Origin of the sequence: Pseudomonas sp. Pseusp97 (assembly GCF_047304025.1) — a bacterium.
Taxonomy (GTDB): Bacteria; Pseudomonadota; Gammaproteobacteria; order Pseudomonadales; family Pseudomonadaceae; genus Pseudomonas.
Genome location: NZ_JBGLYK010000090.1, coordinates 1 through 20,589, shown reverse-complemented (window position 1 = coordinate 20,589; position 20,589 = coordinate 1). Strand labels below are relative to the sequence as shown.

The 20,589-nt window shown below is 66.0% G+C and carries 21 protein-coding genes and 1 pseudogene; 14 read left to right on the top strand and 8 right to left on the bottom strand.

Annotated elements, in window-relative coordinates:
• The first annotated feature begins 72 nt into the window (after positions 1-72).
• Positions 73-759, top strand: a complete 687-nt coding sequence (locus ACCC94_RS16185) for an LrgB family protein (protein ID WP_413350501.1) — start codon at positions 73-75, stop codon at positions 757-759.
• A 19-nt stretch (positions 760-778) separates the two neighbouring features.
• On the opposite strand, the gene ACCC94_RS16180 is transcribed toward ACCC94_RS16185, so the two are convergent.
• Entirely contained in the window at positions 779-1,492 is a 714-nt protein-coding gene (locus ACCC94_RS16180; protein WP_413350500.1) for a WbqC family protein, read from the bottom strand.
• Positions 1,493-1,913: 421 nt separating this feature from the next.
• Between ACCC94_RS16180 and ACCC94_RS16175 the strand changes: the two genes are divergently transcribed.
• From ACCC94_RS16175 to ACCC94_RS16155, 5 genes are all read left to right on the top strand, one after another.
• Positions 1,914-2,696, top strand: a complete 783-nt coding sequence (locus ACCC94_RS16175; RefSeq protein ID WP_413350499.1) for a class II aldolase/adducin family protein — start codon at positions 1,914-1,916, stop codon at positions 2,694-2,696.
• Complete coding sequence (locus ACCC94_RS16170) at positions 2,696-3,574, top strand: alpha/beta fold hydrolase (protein WP_413350498.1); 879 nt, start codon at positions 2,696-2,698, stop codon at positions 3,572-3,574. Before ACCC94_RS16175 ends, ACCC94_RS16170 begins: the two co-directional genes overlap by 1 nt.
• Positions 3,575-3,673: 99 nt before the next feature.
• Positions 3,674-3,967, top strand: a complete 294-nt coding sequence (locus tag ACCC94_RS16165) for a hypothetical protein (RefSeq protein ID WP_413350497.1) — start codon at positions 3,674-3,676, stop codon at positions 3,965-3,967.
• Positions 3,968-4,079: 112 nt separating this feature from the next.
• Positions 4,080-4,991, top strand: coding sequence for an SDR family oxidoreductase (locus tag ACCC94_RS16160; protein WP_413350496.1), 912 nt, complete (start codon positions 4,080-4,082; stop codon positions 4,989-4,991).
• A 125-nt stretch (positions 4,992-5,116) separates the two neighbouring features.
• Positions 5,117-5,884: a crotonase/enoyl-CoA hydratase family protein gene (locus ACCC94_RS16155; protein ID WP_413350495.1), complete on the top strand. Its 768-nt coding sequence runs from the start codon at positions 5,117-5,119 to the stop codon at positions 5,882-5,884.
• Positions 5,885-6,062: 178 nt separating this feature from the next.
• On the opposite strand, the gene glpK is transcribed toward ACCC94_RS16155, so the two are convergent.
• On the bottom strand, positions 6,063-7,577 hold the full coding sequence (gene glpK / locus ACCC94_RS16150) for a glycerol kinase GlpK (RefSeq protein WP_413350494.1): 1,515 nt from the start codon (positions 7,575-7,577) through the stop codon (positions 6,063-6,065).
• Between the two features lie 170 nt (positions 7,578-7,747).
• Here glpK and ybaK point away from each other — a divergent pair, with 170 nt between their 5' ends.
• From ybaK to ACCC94_RS16135, 3 genes are all read left to right on the top strand, one after another.
• Positions 7,748-8,218 carry a Cys-tRNA(Pro) deacylase gene (gene ybaK / locus ACCC94_RS16145; RefSeq protein WP_413350493.1) on the top strand — a complete coding sequence of 157 codons (471 nt, stop codon included), beginning with the start codon at positions 7,748-7,750 and terminating at the stop codon, positions 8,216-8,218.
• 294 nt (positions 8,219-8,512) lie between these two features.
• Positions 8,513-9,298, top strand: a complete 786-nt coding sequence (locus ACCC94_RS16140; RefSeq protein ID WP_413350492.1) for a PhzF family phenazine biosynthesis protein — start codon at positions 8,513-8,515, stop codon at positions 9,296-9,298.
• 95 nt (positions 9,299-9,393) lie between these two features.
• Positions 9,394-10,350, top strand: coding sequence for an electron transfer flavoprotein subunit alpha/FixB family protein (locus ACCC94_RS16135; RefSeq protein ID WP_413350491.1), 957 nt, complete (start codon positions 9,394-9,396; stop codon positions 10,348-10,350).
• On the opposite strand, the gene ACCC94_RS16130 is transcribed toward ACCC94_RS16135, so the two are convergent.
• Together ACCC94_RS16130 and argF are read right to left on the bottom strand one after the other, a co-directional pair.
• Complete coding sequence (locus ACCC94_RS16130; RefSeq protein WP_413350490.1) at positions 10,347-11,408, bottom strand: ABC transporter ATP-binding protein; 1,062 nt, start codon at positions 11,406-11,408, stop codon at positions 10,347-10,349. The two genes, ACCC94_RS16135 and ACCC94_RS16130, sit on opposite strands and share 4 nt — an antisense overlap.
• A 16-nt stretch (positions 11,409-11,424) precedes the next feature.
• A complete protein-coding gene (gene argF / locus ACCC94_RS16125) occupies positions 11,425-12,342 on the bottom strand; it encodes an ornithine carbamoyltransferase (protein WP_413350489.1) in 918 nt (305 codons plus the stop codon).
• A 315-nt stretch (positions 12,343-12,657) separates the two neighbouring features.
• On the opposite strand from argF, the gene ACCC94_RS16120 reads away from it, so the two are divergent.
• The 3 genes from ACCC94_RS16120 (at position 12,658) to ACCC94_RS16110 (ending at position 16,436) form a co-directional block, all read left to right on the top strand.
• The gene (locus tag ACCC94_RS16120; protein WP_413350488.1) at positions 12,658-14,751 is read left to right on the top strand and encodes a molybdopterin oxidoreductase family protein; all 2,094 of its coding nucleotides are present in this window, start codon (positions 12,658-12,660) and stop codon (positions 14,749-14,751) included.
• A gap of 132 nt (positions 14,752-14,883) precedes the next feature.
• The gene (gene grxD, locus ACCC94_RS16115; RefSeq protein WP_017521010.1) at positions 14,884-15,210 is read left to right on the top strand and encodes a Grx4 family monothiol glutaredoxin; all 327 of its coding nucleotides are present in this window, start codon (positions 14,884-14,886) and stop codon (positions 15,208-15,210) included.
• 62 nt (positions 15,211-15,272) lie between these two features.
• Complete coding sequence (locus ACCC94_RS16110) at positions 15,273-16,436, top strand: MFS transporter (RefSeq protein ID WP_413350486.1); 1,164 nt, start codon at positions 15,273-15,275, stop codon at positions 16,434-16,436.
• 47 nt (positions 16,437-16,483) lie between these two features.
• Here ACCC94_RS16110 and bfrB read toward each other — a convergent pair whose 3' ends face one another.
• Together bfrB and ACCC94_RS16100 are read right to left on the bottom strand one after the other, a co-directional pair.
• Positions 16,484-16,960, bottom strand: coding sequence for a bacterioferritin BfrB (gene bfrB / locus ACCC94_RS16105; RefSeq protein ID WP_259756845.1), 477 nt, complete (start codon positions 16,958-16,960; stop codon positions 16,484-16,486).
• A 220-nt stretch (positions 16,961-17,180) separates the two neighbouring features.
• Positions 17,181-17,396: a bacterioferritin-associated ferredoxin gene (locus ACCC94_RS16100; RefSeq protein WP_017521013.1), complete on the bottom strand. Its 216-nt coding sequence runs from the start codon at positions 17,394-17,396 to the stop codon at positions 17,181-17,183.
• 262 nt (positions 17,397-17,658) lie between these two features.
• Here ACCC94_RS16100 and ACCC94_RS16095 point away from each other — a divergent pair, with 262 nt between their 5' ends.
• Entirely contained in the window at positions 17,659-18,261 is a 603-nt protein-coding gene (locus tag ACCC94_RS16095) for a peroxiredoxin (protein WP_192435089.1), read from the top strand.
• A gap of 229 nt (positions 18,262-18,490) precedes the next feature.
• Here ACCC94_RS16095 and rnt read toward each other — a convergent pair whose 3' ends face one another.
• Entirely contained in the window at positions 18,491-19,171 is a 681-nt protein-coding gene (rnt, locus tag ACCC94_RS16090) for a ribonuclease T (RefSeq protein ID WP_015476175.1), read from the bottom strand.
• Positions 19,168-20,214: a dihydroorotase gene (gene pyrC / locus ACCC94_RS16085; RefSeq protein WP_413350485.1), complete on the bottom strand. Its 1,047-nt coding sequence runs from the start codon at positions 20,212-20,214 to the stop codon at positions 19,168-19,170. Before pyrC ends, rnt begins: the two co-directional genes overlap by 4 nt.
• A gap of 126 nt (positions 20,215-20,340) precedes the next feature.
• Between pyrC and ACCC94_RS16080 the strand changes: the two are divergent.
• Positions 20,341-20,589: pseudogene (locus ACCC94_RS16080) on the top strand (OmpA family protein); the annotation flags it as partial.

The following is a 20,589-nucleotide window of genomic DNA, read 5'->3' as shown; positions in this document are numbered from 1 at the left end:
CCGCCAGCACCGTGATGGTGATGCTTTCCACCGCGCTGGCGGTGGAATGGATGTGCAACAGGAGTTCGCGCCATGAGCCTCGATAAGCAAGCGCTGTTCTGGTTGGCCGTGACCCTGGGCGGCTACCTGCTCAGCCGTACCCTCTACCGCCGTTTCCAGCAGTACTGGCTGTCGCCCATCGTTTTCGTGCCGGCGCTGCTGTTCGCCCTGGCCATCCCGCTGCAGGCCCGCTACGCCGACTACGCCCGCGATACCAGCTGGCTGGTGGCGCTGCTCGGCCCGGCCACCGTGGCCTTCGCCATCCCGATCTGGCAGCAGCGGGCCTTGCTCGCCCGGCACTGGCCGGCGTTGCTGACCGGCATGCTGGCCGGCTCGAGCATGGCCATCGGCAGTTCCTGGGCGCTGGCCCATGCACTGGCGCTGGACGGCCAGGTGACCCTGTCGCTGATCCCGCGCTCGATCACCACCCCCTTCGCCATGGAAATGTCCCATGACCTGGGCGGCGTACCGGCCCTGACCGCAGCCTTCGTGATGATCACCGGGGTGTTCGGTGCGCTGATCGGCGGCGTGCTGATGAAGCTGCTGCGCCTGCGCTCCGCCCTGGCCCGTGGCGCCTTGCTGGGCGTCGGCGCCCATGGCGCGGGCACCAGCCGGGCCTACGAGTTCGGCGGTGAGGAGGGTTCGGCGGCGGGTCTGCTGATGGTCCTGACCGGACTCTTCAACCTGCTGATGGCGCCAGTCCTGGCCTGGTGCCTGTAAGCGACGGTCAAGGGCGCGATCAGCTCAGCTCGTAAGCATCGAGCATCCGTGAGGTATCGGCGGGGGAGTTGAACATCATCACGTCGATGATCGACAGGCCCGGCTCGAAGGTCGGGCGCCTCTGGTCATAGGGATGCAGCTTGGGCTCCTGGAAGCGCAACCTCAGCCCGGCATCGTTGTACTTGCTGCGATCGAAGAAGCTCTGCCCACCCGGCGGGTTCCAGTACTCCTCCACGCCACCCAGCGCCTTGCAGATGTTCAGCGCCCATTCGTCCGGCGCAGTCGGCCTCTCCATGGGCAACTCCATGTGCGATAGCACCGGCATTTTGCGGGGGAAGCCCAGGTAGGCGCAGGTGGCCTCCAGGGTGGCCTTGTTCAGCGAGACGATGTCCTCGAACGGATGGTCCAGGGACGCGGCGACCATTTCCCGCACGTCGCGGTAGTAGGGCGCGACCTTGCGATAGACGTCCAGCTGGGAAAATAGGCTGCGCCGCCAGTCCTGGCGGTTGTCCAGGCGCACGTCCTTGATCAGCGTGTGACGGTGGTGCTTGATCCTCGGCACGCGGATGTACAGCCAGCCATCCTGCTGCTTGAGGATACGGTTGCGCTCGATCCAGCCGTGGTGGATGTACTGCACGGTGTCGAACAGGACGAACAGGTCGGTGTGCTTGATCAGGCTGAAGTAGCCCAGGTACGGAAAGAAGTAGGGCTGCATGATGGCGGTTCGTTTCACGTCGGCTGCCTCGTTGGCCGAACTGGAGTCTCCTCCCGACTCCCGGGTACTGCGCGAGCGCATTGCAAAGATATTGCGAAATATTTCCGGATTGGGCGGAGATGCCGCAGAGGACATCGGGGCAGGGGTGAAATTCGGGCACGCTTCCGCCAGCCCTGACGTGCGAGCTGGCTGCCGCACTGTCTGGATAGCGCTTTTGGAGGGAATCGCCATGGCGCCCGTGAATGCCGGCGCCGCTGCAGACGACTGTGCCCACTATAGGTGGGGAAATCGCCCGCGCAAGGTGGATTATCGGTCCGCGCTTATAGGCGAACATTCGCCAGACGCTGACAGGGACAACTGTCAGTTCCGTGACAGTCGCCAGGCCGCCGCGCTGACTAGACTGCGCCATCGAACAACAACAACGAAGAGGCTACCGACCATGCACGCCGCTCACCCGCTGCCCACCGTGAACGTCAAGGACCAGGTCTCCGCCGCCGAATGGCAGACCCGCGTCGACCTCGCCGCCTGCTATCGGCTGATCGCGCTGCAGGGCTGGGACGACCTGATCTTCACCCACATCTCGGCCAAGGTCCCCGGTACCGAGGACTTCCTGATCAACCCCTACGGCATGATGTTCCACGAGATCACCGCATCGAGCCTGGTGAAAGTGGATGCCTCGGGCAAGAAGCTGATGGACAGCCCCTACGACATCAACCCGGCGGGCTACACCATCCACAGCGCCATCCACGAAGTACGCCACGACGTCGAATGCGTGCTGCACACCCACACCGCCGCCGGTATCGCCGTGTCCGCGCAGAAGCAGGGCCTGCTGCCGATTTCCCAGCAGTCGCTGTTCGTGCTGTCCAGCCTGGCCTATCACGGCTACGAAGGCGTGGCGCTGAACCATGACGAGAAGGCGCGCCTGCAGGCGGACCTGGGCGAAGCCAACTTCATGATCCTGCCCAACCACGGTTTGCTGACCTGCTCGGGCACCATCGCCGACACCTTCCTGATGATGTTCACGATGCAGCGCGCCTGCGAGATCCAGGTGCTGGCCCAGGGCGGCGGCGCCGAGCTGATCCTGATCCCGCAGCAGATCCTCGATGGCGCCCGCGCCATGGCGGCGGCCGTGACCAGGAGCAAGCAGGGCATGGGCGGCGCGCTGGCGTGGCCTGCGCTGCTGCGCAAGCTGGACCTGCAGAACCCCGGCTACCGCGACTGATGGCGCTGGCCGGCATCGCCCTGCACGACTGGCGCGCGCAGGGCAGCGACTTCACCTTCCGTGGCCTGCCGATCCGCTACTGGAGCGCCGGCAGCGGCGCTCCGCTGCTGCTGGTGCACGGTTTCCCCACCGCTTCCTGGGACTGGCACTACCTCTGGCAACCGCTGGCCGAGCGCTACCGGGTGATCGCCTGCGACATGCTCGGCTTCGGCGATTCCGCCAAACCCAGGGGGCACGACTACCGCATCCTCGAACAGGCCGACTTGCAGCAGGCACTGCTGCAGCACCTGGGCGTGCGCGAGCCGGTTCACCTGCTGGTGCACGACTACGGCAACAGCGTCGGCCAGGAACTGCTGGCACGGCATGAGGAGGGCGGCTTCGCCCTGGCATCGTTGGCCTTCCTCAATGGCGGGCTGTTCCCCGAAACCCACCGCGCGGTGCTCTCGCAGAAGCTGCTGCTCAGCCCGTTCGGTTCCCTGTTCGGCCGGCTGTTCGACCGCCAGCGCCTGGCGCAGAACTTCGCCAAGGTGTTCGGCCCGCAGACCCAGCCGTCCGAAGCGGAGCTCGATGCCTTCTGGGAGCTGATCCGCCAAAACGACGGGCCGCGCGTCATGCACCGGCTGATCCACTACATCCTCGACCGCCGGGAACACCGCGAACGCTGGGTCGGTGCGATGCAGCGCACCTCGGTGCCGCTGCGCCTGATCGACGGGCCGCAAGACCCGATCTCCGGCGCGCACATGGTGGTTCGCTATCGCGAGCTGATTCCGCAGCCGGATGCCGTCGAGCTGCCCGGCATCGGCCACTACCCGCAGGTCGAGGCGCCGGAGCAGGTGCTGCAGCACTACCTGACGTTCCGACAGGAACGGGCTCCGTAGGTACGGACCGATCCATCAGCAGTTTCGGAACTGCCTGATAGATCGTTTCGCAGGGGCAGCGGTAGCTTTCCCGGCTTTGTCCAGCCGGAGGCCGCTGCCATGCCACTCAGATCCGTCATTCCCGTCCGCCAGCCGCAGGGCTCGCTGCTGTACCGGGTGTTGCTGAACCTGCGCCGGGACTTCGTCTTCTTCGCCGTTCCGGTGCTGCTGGTGCTGCTCGCCCTCTGTGCGGCCGGCGGCTATTACGCCTGGCTCACGCAGGACTGGGTGCCCGCCGCCCTGGGCGCGCTGGCGCTGCTGCCGGCCCTGGGCCTGTTGCTGTTCTGGAGCGAGTACGACTGGTGGCTGTTCAAGCTCGGCCCGCGTTCGGAGCTGAACCTGCCGATGCGCTGACGGATCATCCCCCGGCCTTATCGGGCACCATTCAGCCACGGTCGTCTTGGTTGTGACCGGATCATGACTGCCGGACACTCCGGGAAAAACCATCCTGCCTGGAGCCCCAATCATGAGTGATGCCCTGCGTTTCGACGGAAAAGTCGTGATCGTTACCGGAGCCGGTGGCGGTATCGGCCGTGCCCACGCCCTGCTGTTCGCCAAGCACGGCGCCAAGGTGGTGGTGAACGACCTGGGCGGCAGCACCCATGGCGAAGGCGCCAACGCCTCGGCTGCCGACCGCGTGGTCGCGGAAATCCGCGAAGCCGGCGGCACCGCCATCGCCAACCATGACTCGGTGACCGACGGCGAGAAGATCGTCCGCCAGGCCGTCGAGGAATTCGGCCGCATCGACGTGGTGGTGAACAACGCCGGCATCCTGCGCGACAAGACCTTCCACAAGATGGAAGACGCCGACTGGGACCTGGTCTACAAGGTCCACGTCGAAGGCGCCTACAAGGTGACCCGCGCCGCCTGGCCGTTCATGCGCGAGCAGGGCTACGGCCGGGTGATCTTCACCTCGTCCACCTCCGGCATCTATGGCAACTTCGGCCAGAGCAACTACGGCATGGCCAAGCTTGGCCTCTACGGCCTGACCCGCAACCTGGCCATCGAAGGCCGCAAGAACAACATCTTCGTCAATGCCATCGCCCCCACCGGCGGCACCCGCATGACCGAAGGCCTGATCCCGCCGCAGGTGTTCGAGGCCCTCAAGCCCGAGCTGGTCAGCCCGCTGGTGGTGTACCTGGGCAGCGAAGCCTGCCAGGAAACCTCCGGCCTCTTCGAAGTGGGCGGCGGCTGGATCGGCAAGGTGCGCTGGGAGCGCAGCCTGGGCGTGGGCTTCGACCCGCGCGAGGGCTTCAGTGTCGAGGACGTGGCGGCCAACTTCGCGCAGATCTGCAACTTCGACCATGCCGTGCACCCCAAGGACAACGTCGAGGCGCTGCGCGAGATGATGGCCAACCTGCAGAAATACGCCGGTTGATCCGGCCAGCCTGACCGGTGGAACGGCCAGCGGGGCTGTTCCACGAAGGCGAACGCAGTAAGGTGAAAGGGCCGGCCCAAAACCGGCCCTTTCGCTTTTCTGATTCCTGGCCCGAGGAGTTCGCCATGAGCGTGATAATCCAGAAGAACGGTCCGGTGACCACCCTGGTCATCGCCCGCCCTGCGGTGCGTAACGCCGTGGACCTGCCCACCGCCCAGGCGCTGGCCGATGCCCTGCGCGACTTCGAGCAGGACGAGCAAGCCCGGGTCGCCGTGCTCACCGGCGCCGGCGGGACCTTCTGCGCGGGGGCTGATCTGGCGGCGGTGGCCGAGGGCGGCGAACGGCGCAATCGCCTGGAAACCGAAGGCGACGGGCCCATGGGGCCGAGTCGCATGCAGCTGTCCAAGCCGCTGATCGCCGCTATCGAGGGCTACGCCGTGGCTGGCGGCCTGGAGCTGGCGCTGCTGGCGGATCTGCGGGTGATGGCCGAGGACGCGGTGTGCGGGGTGTTCTGCCGGCGCTTCGGCGTGCCGCTGATCGACGGCGGCACCGTGCGTTTGCCGCGCATCGTCGGCCAAGGGCGGGCGCTGGACCTGATCCTCACCGGCCGCCCGGTGGGCGCGCAGGAAGCTTTCGCCATGGGCTTGGCGAACCGTGTGGTGCCCAGCGGGCAGGCACTGGAATCAGCCGAGGAGCTGGCGCGGGAGATCGCCGAGTTTCCGCAGATGTGCATGCTGGCTGATCGGGCGAGCGTGTTTGCGCAGTGGGAATTGTCGTTCGACGTGGCGCTGGCCAACGAATTCCAGGGCGGGATGGCGGTGATCGAAAGCGGCGAGACGGTGGACGGGGCGAGGCGGTTTGCCGGTGGGGAAGGGCGGCATGGGGAGTTCTGATTCTGTGTGTAGGAGCGGGGGGGGGGGGGGGGCGCCCCCCCCCCCCCCGCTCCTACGAAAAGCGCAGTGGTGTCAGTCCGTAGGATGGGTGGAGCTTGCGATACCCATCACCATTGCGCGCATGAACATCGATGGGTATCGCTTCGCTCCACGCCATCCTACGCTGCCGATAATGCGATCAGTCTTCAGTCGCCCAGCCGCGCGTGCGCTCCACGGCTTTCTGCCATCCCGCATACAAGCGCGCGCGTTCGGCCTCGTCGCAGGCAGGCTGGAACACCCGCTCGATCACCGCCTTGTTCTTCAGCTCCGCCAGGCTCCCCCAGAAACCGCAGGCGAGGCCTGCCAGCACGGCGGCGCCGAGGGCGGTGGTCTCGCGCATCTGCGGGCGCTCCACCGGGGTGCCGAGGATGTCGGCCTGGAACTGCATGAGGAAGTTGTTGGCCACCGCGCCGCCATCCACGCGGAGGGCGCGCAGCGGTTCGCCGGCGTCCTGCTGCATGGCGTCGAGCACGTCGCGGGTCTGGTAGGCGATGGATTCCAGGGTGGCGCGGATCAGGTGGTCGGCCTTTACCCCGCGGGTCAGGCCGAACAGCGCGCCACGGGCGTACGGGTCCCAGTAGGGCGCGCCGAGGCCGGTGAAGGCGGGGACCAGGTAGACGCCGTTGCTGTCCTTCACCTTGGTGGCGAAGTACTCGGAGTCGTGGGCGTCGTTGATCACCTTCAGCTCGTCGCGCAGCCACTGCACCGTGGAGCCGCCGTTGAACACCGAGCCCTCCAGCGCATAGGCCACTTCGCCGCGCGGGCCGCAGGCGATGGTGGTGAGCAGGCCGTGGGTGGACTTCACCGCCTTGGCGCCGGTGTTCATCAAGAGGAAGCAGCCGGTGCCGTAGGTGTTCTTCGCCTGGCCCGGCTCCACGCACATCTGGCCGAACAGCGCGGCCTGCTGGTCGCCGGCGATCCCGGCAATCGGCGTGCGGTGCACGCCCAGGCCGCCGACCTTGGCGTGGCCGTAGACTTCGGAAGACGCACGCACCTGCGGCAGCATGGCGCGCGGCACGTCCAGCGCGGCGAGCAGGCGCTCGTCCCAGTCGCGCTTGTGGATATCGAACATCAGGGTGCGCGAGGCGTTGGTGTAGTCGGTGACGTGCACCTCGCCCTCGGTGAGCTTCCAGATCAGCCAGCTGTCGACGGTGCCGAACAGCAACTCGCCACGCTGGGCGCGTTCGCGGGCGCCTTCGACATTGTCGAGGATCCATTTGAGCTTGGTGCCGGAGAAGTAGGGGTCGATCACCAGCCCGGTGGTGTCGCGGATGTGCTGTTCCAGGCCGTCACGCTTGAGCTGCTCGCAGATAGCCGCACTGCGCCGGCATTGCCAGACGATGGCGTTGTGGATCGGCCGGCCGGTGTTCTTGTCCCATACCAGGGTGGTTTCGCGCTGGTTGGTGATGCCGATGGCGGCTACTTCGGCGACGCTGATGTTGGCCTGGGCCAACGCCTCGACCAGGGTCGAGCTCTGGGTCGCCCAGATTTCCATCGGGTCGTGCTCGACCCAGCCCGGCTGCGGATAGATCTGCGCGAACTCGCGCTGGGCCGTGCTGACCACATTGGCGTCGTGGTCGAAGATGATGGCGCGCGAGCTGGTGGTGCCCTGGTCGAGGGCAACGACGTATTTCTTGTTCGTCAGGTCGGTCATGGCGGCGGCCTTGTGCGGATTCCGTTCGGCGGTCCCGGCGGCAGGTCCGGGAGGGATTGGCGGTGAACATACGGGATTCATCCGCGTCGGTGAAGCGAACACCGTGCAGCGCGCCACACCTTGGCTTACTGTTATGCGCTGGAAAGTTGCCTGCGAGAAGCCCGCCGATCATGACCCCCGCCATCGACCTGCTGAAGAGGAACCGCGCCGAACATCACGTGCTCAGCTACGAGCATGACCCCAAGGCGCCGTCCTACGGCCTGGAGGCCGCGGAGAAACTCAATCTCGACCCGGCGCGGGTATTCAAGACGCTGCTGGCGGCGAGCGAGAAGGGCGAACTGCTGGTGGCAGTGGTACCGGTGGTGGGCACCCTGGACCTCAAGGCGCTGGCCCATGCGGCGGGCGTGAAGAAGGCCGACATGGCCGACCCCAACGCGGCGCAGCGGGCCACCGGTTACCTGGTGGGCGGCATCAGCCCGCTGGGACAGAAGAAGCGCCTGCGCACCTTTATCGACGAGTCCGCCCAGGGTTACCCGACCATCCATGTCAGTGCCGGGCGGCGCGGGCTGGAGGTGGAGCTGAGTGCCGAGACCCTGGCCGGGCTGACTTCAGCGACGTTTGCGCCTATCGGGCGGTCCTGAGTTTCGTTGTAGGAGCAACTGTCTTTCCCTGAAAGTCCGTACCTGGGCTTTTCCCTCTCCCTAGCCCTCTCCCTGAAGGGAGAGGGGACTGGGTCGGCGCCGGCTGAAACTGCGGCATCAGCCGGCGCGGATAGCTCCCTCTCCCTTCGGAGCGGGACGCGCAGCCAGGGCGGGGCGAGGGCAGGCCCCGGCACGAAATTTCAGGTTTGGAGCGGGTACTGTGTGGTGCCCACTGTACGGTTCGCTGCCCGTTGGCTTCTGTCATGCTCGGCCATCATTTACAAGGAGATCGCCATGCTGCTCGACTTCCACCAGGTGGACGCCTTCACCGACCGTCCCTTCGCCGGCAACCCGGCCATGGTCTACCGCCTCGACGCCTGGCTGAGCGACGAGCTGATGCAGAACATCGCCGCCGAGCACAACCTGTCGGAGACCGCCTTCCTGGTGAAGGAGACCGAGGGCTGGCGCATCCGCTGGTTCACCCCGACCGCCGAGGTGCCGCTGTGTGGCCACGCCACCCTGGCCAGCGCCCATGTGCTGTTCCATTTGTTCGAGGAACCGGGCGAGGTGCTGGAGCTGAACTCGCTGTCCGGTCCGCTGCGCGTGACCCGCGAGGAAGGCCGGCTGGCGCTGAACTTCCCGGCGCAGCCGCCGAGCGAGATCGGCGCCACGGTGGAACTGGCGAGCGCGCTCGGAGTGGACGTGGTGGATGCCCTGAGCAATGCCTCGCACCTGCTGGCGCTGCTGGAATCCGAGCAGGCCGTGCGCGATTGCAAGCCGGACTTCGCCGCCCTGGCGCGGCTGCCATACCTGGGCGTGATCGTCACCGCGCGCAGCGACGACTATGACTTCGTCTCGCGCTTCTTCGCCCCGGCCATCGGCCTCAATGAGGACCCGGTGACCGGCGCCGCGCATTGCAGCCTCATCCCCTACTGGTCGGGCCGCCTGAACAAGCTGCAGATGCGCGCCTTCCAGTGTTCCGCGCGTGGCGGCGAGCTGTGGTGCCGCCTGGAGGAAGACCGTGTGAGCATCGCTGGTCATTCGCGCCTGGTGGCCAGCGGTCACCTGCTGGTTGGTTGATCTGTGACCGGGGGGAATGCGCCTCCCTGGCGTAGTCTGGCCTTCACTGAAAACCGCGCCCCTCTGGTGCGGTTCGCAGCTTCGCAGGCACTCCCATGGCAATCCTGGTCATCGCTGACTATCACATCCACACCGGTTCCGCCGTCCTCGCACCCGCGACCCTGAACGCCCTGGCGGCCGCCCGGCAGATCGGCGGCAACGTGCATCTGTTGCTGGCCGGCAGTGGCCTGGCTTCTCTGGCCGAACAGGCGCGCCGCATCGAATGCGTGGCGCGCATCGTGCTGGTGGACGACCCCGCCTGCGACCACCTGCTGGCAGAGAACCTCTGCGCGCTGGTCGTGCAACTGGCTCCCGGCTATAGCCACATTCTCGCGCCGGCCACCGCGACAGGGCGCGATTGCCTGCCGCGCATCGCGGCGCTGCTGGACGTGGATGCGGTGTCCGATGTGATCGCAGTGCTCGACGAGCAGACCTTCCAGCGCCCGATCTACGCTGGCAACGCCATCGCCACGGTGCGCTGCGAGGCGCCGGTGAAGGTGCTGGGTATACGGCCAACGGCCTTCGATCCGGTTTGCGCTGAGGGTGGCAACGCCGAGCTGGAAAGACGCAACGGGGTGGGGGATCTCGCGCTTTCTTCCTGGCAGGGCGAGGAACATCCGGATTTCGAACGCCCGGCACTGGAATCCGCGCGGGTGATAGTCGCCGGCGGACGTGGGCTGCAAACCGAGGAAGGCTTCGCGGCGCTCTATCCATTGGCGGATCGCCTGCATGGCGCCGTGGGGGCTTCGCTGGCGGCGGTGGATGCGGGCTTCGCGCCGGCGGAGCTGCAGATTGGCCAGTCCGGGCGCATCGTGGCGCCGGAGCTTTACCTGGCGGTGGGCATATCCGGTGCAGTGCAGCACGTGGCGGGCATGAAGGACGCCAAGGTCATCGCCGCGATCAACCTCGACCCGGATGCGCCGATCTTCGACATCGCCGACTACGGTCTGCAGGGCGACCTGTTCGAGTTGCTGCCGGAGCTGATGCTCGAGTTGGACAGCGCGCTCGGCTAGAGCGCCACGCTGCCTTGTGCCGGGAACAGCACCAGATGCTCGGCGGCGACGCTGATGCTGACCTCGTCGCCCGGCCGATGGTCGGCGTGGCTGGGGAAGAGTGATTCCAGCTGGGTGCCGGTGGGCAATTGCAGCCGATACAGCGTCGCCGCGCCGAGGAAGGACTTGCCGACGATCCGCGCCTTCAACCCGCCATCGGCGGCCGGCACCAGGTCGTCCGGGCGCAGCAGCACATCCACCGCGCTGCCGTCCGGCAGGCTGTAGGCACGGTTGCCGCGCAGCAGGCCCAGTTCGGTTTCTACCGCGTCGGTTCCGCGCATCTGTCCGCGAATGAAGTAGCCCTGGCCGACGAAGCTGGCGACGAAGGGCGTCTGCGGCTCGTGGTAGAGGTTGAAGGGGGTGTCCCACTGCTCCAGCACGCCGTGGCGGAACACGCCGACGTGATCGCTGACGGCGAAGGCTTCTTCCTGGTCATGGGTGACCAGGATGGCGCTGGTGCCACGGGCCTTGAGGATGTCGCGCACCTCGTGGCTGAGCTGGCGGCGCAGTTCCACGTCGAGGTTGGAGAAGGGTTCGTCGAGCAGCAGCAGTTGCGGCTGCGGCGCCAGCGCGCGGGCCAGCGCCACGCGTTGTTGCTGGCCGCCGGAGAGTTCATGGGGGAAGCGCTGGCCGAGGCCGTCGAGCTTCACCAGCTCGAGCAACTCACCGACGATGCGCTCGCGCTCGGGGTGCTTGCGGATGCCGAAGACGATGTTGTCCGCCACCGACAGGTGCGGGAACAGCGCGTAGTCCTGGAACACCATGCCGATCCGGCGCTTTTCCGGCGACAGGGTGAAGCCGGGGCGGGAAATCACTTCGCCGGCCAGTTCGATGCGCCCGCCCTGCACCGGTTCGAAACCGGCGATGGCGCGCAGGGTGGTGGTCTTGCCGCAGCCCGAAGGGCCGAGCAGGCAGCCGATGTCGCCGGCGTTCAGGTGCAGACTGACGCCTTGCACCACACGCTGCTGTTCGTAGCCACAGGAAAGATCTTCGAGGTTGAGCAGCAGCGGTTGGGTCATCGGACTCGGAACGGATTCAGGCGTAGTGCGCGTGCTCGACCAACAGTTCAAGCAGCGCCTTCTGGGCGTGGAGACGGTTTTCCGCCTGGTCCCAGGCCACGGAGCGCGTGTCGTCCAGCAGGTCTTCGCTGATCTCTTCGCCACGGTGGGCCGGCAGGCAGTGCATGAATAGTACATCCGCCGCCGCGCCGTCGAGCAGCGCACGTGTTACCTGATATGGCTGGAACAGGCGCAGGCGCGCCGCCGCTTCGTCTTCCTGGCCCATGGAGGCCCAGACGTCGGTGCTCACCAGGTGCGCGCCGGCCACTGCCTCGCGCGGGTCGCGGAAGATCTTCACGCGCTCGCCGGCCTGCGCCATCAGCGCGGCGTTCGGCTCGTAGCCTTCCGGGCAGGCCACGTTCAGCTGGAAGTCGAAGCGGATCGCCGCCTCGATGTAGCTGTTGCACATGTTGTTGCCGTCGCCGATCCAGGCCACGGTCTTGCCGGCGATGCTGCCGCGGTGTTCGTGGAAGGTCTGCATGTCGGCCAGCAACTGGCAGGGGTGCAGGTCGTCCGACAGGCCGTTGATCACCGGCACGCGGGAGTTTTCGGAAAACTCGATCAGGTTGCTGTGGGCGAAGGTACGGATCATCACCGCATCGACCATCCGCGACATCACCCGCGCGGCATCGCCGATCGGCTCGCCACGGCCCAGCTGGGTATCGCGCGGGGAGAGGAAGATGGCCTGGCCGCCGAGCTGGATCATGCCGGCTTCGAAGGAAATCCGCGTCCGCGTCGAGGCCTTCTCGAAGATCATGCCCAGCACCCGGTTCTTCAGCGGTTCGTAGAGCACGCCTCGGTCGCGCAGGTCCTTCAGCTCGGTGGCGCGGCGGATCAGACCGAGCAGTTCTTCGGTCGTGTAATCCAGCATCGAGAGGAAGTGACGTGCGCTCATGGTTCGTACCTACTACTTATTCTCAGAATCAGGCCGAGGTACCGACCGGCTTTCGTGAGAAAAAACGGGCTGAACCTGCGGCGGGACCGCATGGAGCGGGAAATGGGGGAAGGCGCGATCCTATAAGGAAATGACGGATATACGCAAGTTTCGCCCGGAGGCCCCGTCAGCCGGGCTTTCTTCATGGTCGTTCCTGATGCCCGGGGATTCACCCGACAGAAGCTGGTGGTGCTAATCCCGGGCGCGTTCCATAGTGCTCTGCGACCCCACGACCAGCGCCACGAGCGGCTGGCGACTACAACAACGAGGCGAGCCATGAGCAAGACCCTCCACCACCGTGCGTGCCACCTGTGCGAGGCCATCTGCGGCCTGACCATCGAGACCGAGGATGAGCGCATCCTCTCGATCAAGGGCGACGCCCAGGACAGTTTCAGCCGCGGCCATATCTGCCCCAAGGCGGTGGCGCTGCAGGACATCCAGAACGATCCGGACCGCCTCCGCCAGCCGGTGCGCCGCGTCGGCAACGAGTGGCAGCCGATCGGCTGGGACGAGGCCTTCGAGCTGGTCGCCACGCGCCTTGCGGAAATCCGTGAACGCCACGGCAGCAACGCGGTAGCGGTGTACCAGGGCAATCCCAGCGTGCACAACTACGGCCTGATGACCCACAGCAACTATTTCCTCGGCCAGTTGAAGACGCGCAACCGTTATTCGGCGACCTCGGTGGACCAACTGCCGCACCACCTGGTCAGCCAGCAGATGTTCGGCCATGGCCTGCTGATCCCCATTCCGGACATCGATCACACCGACTTCATGCTGATCCTGGGCGGTAACCCGCTGGCCTCCAACGGCAGCATCATGACCGTGCCGGATGTGGAGAAACGTCTGAAAGCCATCAAGGCGCGCGGCGGCAAGCTGGTGGTGGTCGACCCCCGCCGCACCGAGACGGCGGCCATCGCGGACCAGCACCTGTTCGTCCGCCCCGGCGAGGACGCCGCGCTGCTGCTGGGCATCCTCGACACGCTGCTGAGCGAAGGCCTGACCCGCGAAACCCACTTGCCGGTGAGCGGCCTGGAAGCGGTGCGCGAAGCGCTGGCGCCATTCAAAGTCGAAGCCATGGCGGCGCGCTGCGGCGTGCCGGCCAATGAAATCCGCGAGCTGGCGCGAGCATTCGCCGCCGCCGACAAGGCCGTCTGCTACGGGCGCATGGGCGTTTCCACCCAGGTTTTCGGCAGCCTGTGCCAATGGCTGGTGCAACTGATCAACCTGGTCACCGGCAACCTCGACCGCGTCGGTGGCGCTCTGTGCACCACGCCAGCGGTCGACCTGGTGGCGACCACTGCCGGCGGCGCTTTCAACCGCTGGCAGAGCCGCGTGTCCGGCCTGCCGGAATACGGCGGCGAACTGCCGGTGGCGGCGCTGGCCGAAGAGATGCTCACCGAAGGGGAAGGGCAGGTGCGCGCGCTGGTGACGGTGGCCGGCAACCCGGTGCTGTCCACACCCAATGGCCGCCGCCTGGAGCAGGCGCTGGACGGCCTGGAGTTCATGCTCAGCGTCGACCTGTACATCAACGAGACGACCCGCTACGCCGACCTGATCCTGCCGCCCACCGCGCCGCTGGAGCACGATCATTACGACACCACCTTCAACGTCTTCGCGGTGCGCAACGTCACCCGTTTCAACGAGGCGATCCTGCCCAAGCCTGCAGGCGCACTGCACGACTGGGAAATCTTCGTCGGCCTGGCCAAGGCCTACGCGGCGCGAATGGGCGCCGAACTGAAACCCACCATGGCGCCGGAACAGATGATCGAGATGGGCCTGCGCTTCGGACCCTACGGCGATGCCAGCGAGCACAGGCTCAACCTGGCGCGGCTGCGCGAGTATCCCCACGGGCTGGACCTGGGCCCGCTGCAGCCGAACCTGGCGCCGCGGCTGAAGACGGCCAGCCACAGCATCGAGGCGGCGCCGGACATCTTCCTGGGCGATCTGCGCCGTTTCGCCGACACGCAGTCGCCGGCCATCGATCAGCTGCTGCTGATCGGCCGGCGTCATGTGCGCAGCAACAATTCGTGGATGCACAACTATCACCGCCTGGTGAAGGGCAAGCCGCGCCACCAGTTGCTGATGCACCCGCAGGACCTGGCTTCGCGCGGTCTGGTGGACGGGCAGAAGGTGCGGGTTCGCTCGCGGGTCGGCAGCATCGAGATCGAGGTGACGGCCAGCGATGAGGTCATGGCCGGCGTGGTCAGCCTGCCCCACGGCTGGGGCCACGGGCGGCCGGGTGTGCAGCTGTCCATCGCCCGCGAGCAGGGCGGAGCCAGTGCCAACGACCTGACCGATGAGCGCCACCTGGATGCGCTCTCCGGCAACACCGCGCTCAATGGCGTGCCGGTGGAGGTCGAGGCGGCCTGACAGGCTGTCGCAGGACTCCTGCAAAGCCGAGCGTTGCACTCGGCTTTGCAGTACAATGCGCAGTACCGTGCCGGCCAATGCCCCGAGAGGCGACTGCCGGGTCAGTGTCTGATAGTTAAGCCGAGGAAGTTCATGGATATCATCGATACCATCAAAGAGCAGATCTCCAGCAACCCCGTTCTGCTGTACATGAAGGGTTCGCCGAACGCTCCCCAGTGCGGTTTCTCGTCCCGCGCCGCGCAGGTGCTGATGGCTTGCGGCGAGAAATTCGCCTATGTCGACATCCTGCAGAACCCGGAAATCCGCGCCAACCTGCCCAAGTACGCCAACTGGCCGACCTTCCCGCAACTGTGGGTCGGTGGTGAGCTGGTCGGCGGCAGCGATATCCTGGCCGAGATGTTCGAAAAGGGTGAGCTGCAACCGCTGATCAAGGACGCCGTGAGCAAGGCCAACGCCTGAGTCTTTCGTGCTGTTGCACAAAGCCCCGCCTTGGCGGGGCTTTGTTTTTGGGAAGAAATAAAATGACTGAACAGACGCGGGCCAACGCCGCGCGCTGGGCGTGCGGATACTGTTTCGCCATGGGCGGGATGGTCCATGGCAGCGTGATGGGGCGGGTGCCGGCCCTCAAGAGCATGACCGGGGTGGACGAGCAGCAACTGGGCCAGGCCTTGCTGGGCGCGGGCTTCGGCGCGCTGCTGGCGTTCGCCTTCGCCGGCGCGCTGGTGCGCCGCTACGGCAGCCGGGCGATCACGGTGATCTCCGGGCTGGCGCTGATGGCCACCTTCCCGCTACTCGGGCTGGCGCAGGACGTCTGGGTCCTGGCGGCGGGCTTTCTCGCCGTCGGCCTGACCTTCGCCACCATGGACGTGGCGATGAACACCCAGGCGGTGGAAGTCGAGCGGCGCCTCGGCCGTCCGTGCATCTCCAGCCTGCATGGCATGTACAGCCTGGGCGGTCTGGTCGGCGCAGTCGGTGCGGCGGCCTTCGCTGACCTGGCGCCGATCTGGCACTTCAGCCTGCTGGCGCTTATTGCCGTGGCGATCCTGCCGTTGTTCGCACGGAACCTGTTCGAGGGCCGTCCCGAGCCCATGGAGGAGGAGGCGCCGGCCCAACGTGGCTGGCGCCTGCCGCCACCGGCCTTGATCGGCCTGGGGGTGTTGACCCTTTGTGCATTCGTTTCCGAAGGCGCGGTCGCCGACTGGGGCGCCTTGCTGTTGCACCAGGTATTGGGCGCGTCCGAACGCCTGGCCGCGCTGGGCTTCGCGGCATTCTCCGCGACCATGGTGCTGGGCCGGCTGTTCGGCGATCGCCTGCGTATACGCTTCGCCGACGAGGCGCTGGTGCGCAACCTCGCGCTGCTGGCCATCGCGGGCATGCTGCTGGCGCTGTTCAGCCCCTGGGTTGCCGGTGCGATTGCCGGTTTCGCCCTGGTGGGCGCGGGACTGTCGGTGGTGGTGCCGATTCTCATCGGCGCGGCAGGCAACCGTCCGGGCGTCGAGCCTTCGCGCGGCGTGGCGGCGGTGGCGTCGTTCGGCTATGGCGGCTTGCTGCTGGGCCCGCCGCTGATCGGCTTCCTCGCCGAGCACGTGGGCTTGCGCCTGTCGTTGCTGGTGGTGGTGGGGCTGTGCGCCGGGCTGGTGCTCAAGGCGTCACTGGTGCGTCGCCCGACGAAGGCGAGCGCCTAGAAGGGAAGGGCACCGGCGTCCACAACAGCGCCGGTGCCTTTTTTCCATCAGTCGTCTTCGTGCATGTGCGACTGCAGGTAGTTCTCCAGGCCGACCTTCTGGATCAGGCCCAGCTGGGTTTCCAGATAGTCGATGTGCTCTTCCTCGGACTCGAGGATGTCCTTGAGCAGGTCGCGGCTGACGTAGTCATGCACGCTTTCGCAATGCACGATGGCCTCGCGCAGGTCCTTGCAGGCCTTGAGCTCCAGGTTCAGGTCGCACTGCAACATCTCCTGGGTGTTCTCGCCGATCAGCAGCTTGCCCAGGTCCTGCAGGTTGGGCAGGCCCTCGAGGAACAGGATGCGTTCGATGAGCTTGTCGGCGTGCTTCATCTCATCGATCGACTCGTGGTACTCGTGCGCGCCGAGGCGCTTCAGGCCCCAGTCGTTCCACATGCGCGAGTGCAGGAAGTACTGGTTGATGGCGATCAGCTCGTTGCCGAGGATCTTGTTCAGATGCTGGATGACTTTCTTGTCGCCTTTCATGCCGGAGTCCTGCCGTGTGGAGTGGGAGAGAGTGAAATTCTCGCGCCCTTATAACCATCTGTCAAACATAAGTCCTTGAATTTGTTATAAAAAGGAATATGAATGCGAATGTTTTCATTCCGCAACTTGGACCTAAGCCACTGAATTGCAGGCATAAAAAAACCGGGCCAGGGCCCGGTTTCTTCGAAATTCCTGCTGAACGGATCAGCGGTCTTTTTTCTCAACCCGCCGCATAGGCCAGGTTGTAGTTCATCGCCTGGGCGCCCTGCAGCTCGCCGAGGGTCTCGCGGACCACCTGTTTGGCCAGGCAGGCGCACTTGCCGCACTGGGTGCCGACGCCGGTGCACTCGCGCACTTCGCGATAGTTGCAGGCGCCGTCGTAGATGGCATCGCGGATCTGGGTATCGGTAACACCGTTGCAGAGGCAGACGTACATGGTTGCACTACGGTCGCTGTGGGGTTGTTGGAAGCGATACTAATAATAATGAGAATGATTGTCAAAATTTCCCCCGAGCGTCTTTCGCAGTCTCCGATAAATGGTTATGGGCTCAATGGGTTAGCGCCGAAACCCGCATGGATGAAGGCGTAGCGTGCGCGGTGTATGATGGCTGCCCCACTGGAGCGGCAGCCCCAAGCCCGGCAGTTTTCGATCGGGCAATGCGTCCACTCCCTAGCGCCTCACCATCAAGGAGAAGGAAATGAGCGTACTCGTAGGTAAGAAAGCTCCCGATTTCAATGTGGCCGCCGTGCTGGGCACCGGCGAGATCGTCGACAGCTTCGTGCTGTCCGAAGCCATCAAGGGCAAGTACGGCCTGGTGTTCTTCTATCCGCTGGACTTCACCTTCGTCTGCCCGTCCGAGCTGATCGCCCTGGACCACCGCATTCCGGACTTCCAGGCGCGCAACGTCGAAGTGATCGGCGTTTCCATCGACTCCCACTTCACCCACAACGCCTGGCGCAACACCCCGGTGGACAAGGGCGGCATCGGCCCGGTCAAGTACACCCTGGCCGCCGACATCACCCACGAGATCGCCAAGGCCTATGACGTCGAGTCCGAAGGCGGCGTGGCCTTCCGTGGCGCCTTCCTGATCGACCTGAACGGCGTGGTGCGTTCGCAGATCGTCAACGACCTGCCGCTGGGCCGTAACATGGACGAGCTGCTGCGCCTGGTCGATGCCCTGCAGTTCACCGAGGAGCACGGCGAAGTCTGCCCGGCCAACTGGAAGAAGGGCGACAAGGGCATGACCGCCTCGCCCGAAGGCGTTGCTGCCTACCTGGCCGAGAATGCCGGCAAGCTGTAAGGCTGCCGGTGAATGAAAAGCCCCGCTTCGGCGGGGCTTTTTCATGGCTCTTCGTAGGAGCGAGCTTGCTCGCGAACAAGGCTCACCGGCCAATGCAATGTTCGCGCGGCCGGGTTCGCGAGCAATAACGATGGCGTCCCCCTCGCCCCTACAGGCTCCCGGTCAGTTCGACGCGAGGGAAAAGAAAAAGCCCCGCAATCGCGGGGCTTTTTCATTCAGGAAGGCGCGATCAGTGATCGTCTTCCATCCAGCCGCCGAACTCCTTCCAGCGGTTGACGATGCCGCAGAACAGCTCGGCGGTCTTCTCGGTGTCGTAACGCGCCGAGTGCGCCTCGCGGTTGTCGAACTCGATGCCGGCGGTCTGGCAGGCCTTGGCCAGGACGGTCTGGCCGTAGGCGAGGCCCGCCAGCGTCGCGGTGTCGAAGCTGGAGAAGGGGTGGAACGGGTTGCGCTTCACGCCGCTGCGGTTGACCGCCGCATTGAGGAAGCCCAGGTCGAAACTGCTGTTGTGGCCGACCAGGATGGCCCGCTTGCAGCCGTTGGATTTGAGCGACTTGCGCACTCCACGGAAGATTTCGGTCAGCGCCTGTTCTTCCGGCACGGCCATGCGCAGCGGGTGGTCCAGCTTGATGCCGGTGAACTCCAGCGCAGCCTGCTCGATGTTGGCGCCTTCGAAGGGCTCCACACGGAAGAAGTAGGTGTGCTCGGGGAACAGGTAGCCGCTCTCGTCCATGCCGATGGTGACCGCGGCGATTTCCAGCAGGGCGTCGGTGCCGGCATTGAAGCCGCCGGTCTCGACGTCCACCACGACCGGCAGATAGCCACGGAAGCGACGCGCCATCGGGTGGCGCGGGCCGGGCGGGAAGGAACCGTCGAGTTCTTCTTCGAAGATTTCATTCTCGTCGCTCATGCCTCGGTCTCCAGCAGGCGCCAGCGCAGTTTTTCACCGGCGCGCAGCGGGACCACGTCGAAGTCGCCGAACGGCAGGGCCGCCGGTGCTTCCCACTCTTCGCGGACCAGGGTGATGCGGTCGCTGTTGCGCGGCAGGCCGTAGAAGTCCGGACCAAAGAAGCTGGCGAAACCTTCCAGCTTGTCCAGCGCCTTGCGCTGCTCGAAGGCCTCGGCGTACAGCTCGATGGCGGCGTAGGCGGTGTAGCAGCCGGCACAACCGCAGGCGGCTTCCTTGGCGTGGCGCGCGTGGGGCGCCGAGTCGGTGCCGAGGAAGAACTTCGGACTACCGCTGGTAGCCGCATCCAGCAGGGCTTCCTGGTGGGTGTTGCGCTTGAGGATCGGCAGGCAATAGAAGTGCGGACGGATGCCGCCAACCAGCATGTGGTTGCGGTTATAGAGCAGGTGGTGCGCCGTGATGGTGGCGCCGACGTTGGCCGGTGCGGCCTTGACGAAGGCGGCGGCATCGCCGGTGGTGATGTGTTCGAAGACCACCTTGAGGGTCGGGAAACGCTCGACCACGCGGGTCAGGTGTTCGTCGATGAAGCGCTTCTCGCGGTCGAACACGTCGACCTCGGCGCGGGTCACCTCGCCGTGCACCAGCAGCGGCAGGCCGATTTCGGCCATGGCTTCGAGCACATGGAAGATGTTGTCGACGCTGGTGACGCCGGAATCGGAGTTGGTGGTGGCGCCGGCCGGGTACAGCTTGGCGGCGTGCACGAAGCCGGAGGCCTTGGCGGCGCGGACTTCCTCGGCGCTGGTGCGGTCGGTGAGGTAGAGCACCATCAGCGGCTCGAAGCGGCTGCCGGCCGGGCGGGCGGCAAGGATGCGCTGGCGGTAGGCGTCGGCTTCGGCGGCGTTGCGCACCGGCGGGACCAGGTTCGGCATGATGATGGCGCGGCCGAAGGTGCGGGCGGCGTCGCCGACGGTTTGCGCGAGTGCGGCGCCGTCGCGCAGGTGGATGTGCCAGTCGTCGGGGCGCAGGAGTGTCAGGCGGTCGGACATGCGGATTCCAGGGGTGCGGTTGCAGCGGGAAGAGGGGGAAATGCTACCGGAAAAGGCCGTCGCCGGCACTCGCTATCAAGTTTTGCCAGGGCCGACCGATAGATTGTGGGACGCCTTTTTACCTGTATGGATGCCCCCGTGCGCCAGCCTTCTCTTCTCCTGCTCACACTTTGCGCAAGCCTGCCGGCCTGGGGACTGACGTTCCAGCCGCGCCTGGAAAGCGCCCAGTGGGCGGTGGCGGGGGATCAGTTCGAGTGCCGGCTGTCGCAGAACGTAGGCGGTTTCGGAGTGGGGGAATTCGTCTGGCGGGCCGGCGAGCAGCCGACCTTCCGCCTCAAGTCGCCGCAGGGCTGGCTGGGCAGCGGCTCCGCGACC